Origin of the sequence: Xanthomonas sp. D-109 (assembly GCF_017746095.1) — a bacterium.
Taxonomy (GTDB): domain Bacteria; phylum Pseudomonadota; class Gammaproteobacteria; order Xanthomonadales; family Xanthomonadaceae; genus Xanthomonas_A; species Xanthomonas_A sacchari.
Window position 1 is genome coordinate 1 of the sequence record NZ_JAGHWV010000048.1, and the last position, 643, is coordinate 643.

Annotated in this window: 1 pseudogene; it reads right to left on the bottom strand. The window is 79.3% G+C overall.

Annotated elements, in window-relative coordinates:
- Positions 1 to 519: pseudogene (locus tag J7357_RS21265) on the bottom strand (transmembrane repetitive protein); the annotation flags it as partial.
- Positions 520 to 643: the final 124 nt, after the last annotated feature.

Genomic DNA, 643 nt, shown 5'->3' on the forward strand with positions numbered 1-643 from the left:
AGCGGCGGCAGCGGCGGCCGGCGCCGACTGCGGGGTCGGCGCGCTCGCCGGCGTGGTGTCCGGGCTGGCGACCGGGGCGGCCGGCGGTGCGGGCGTGGGTGCGCTGGCAGTGGCGGTACTCGGCGTCGGCACTTCGATCTGGCGCACCTGCGGCACCTCGGCACTGCGCAGCACCGGTGTCGGCACAGGCGTGCGCAGCTGTGGCGCCGGAACCTGCACCTGCGGCAAAGGTGTCGGCACCTCGCGTTCGCGCACCTGCACCTGCGGCGCAGCCGGGCGCGGCACCGCGATGTCGCGCGGCCGCAGCTGTGCCACGCTCGGCACGTCGGTGACCACCTCGACCTCGCGCACCGGCACCTGCACGTCGGGCGGCACCACCGCGCGCGGCGTCGGGGCCGGCACGCGCACGCTCGGCGGCGGCGGCAGTACGAAATCGCGGGTGGGCGTGGGCGTTTCGGTCACCTGCAGCGGCTGTTCCGCCGGCGGCGGCGGTGTACTGGCCGTGGTCGGCGTGGGCACCGGCGGAGCCGGCTCCGCGGCAGGTGCAGGTGCAGGCGCGGGCGCGGGCGCTGCAGCGGCGGGCGGCGTCGGGCGCGGCCGCGCGGACGCGGCGCGCTGCGCACGCGGCGGGGTCGGCGACGTC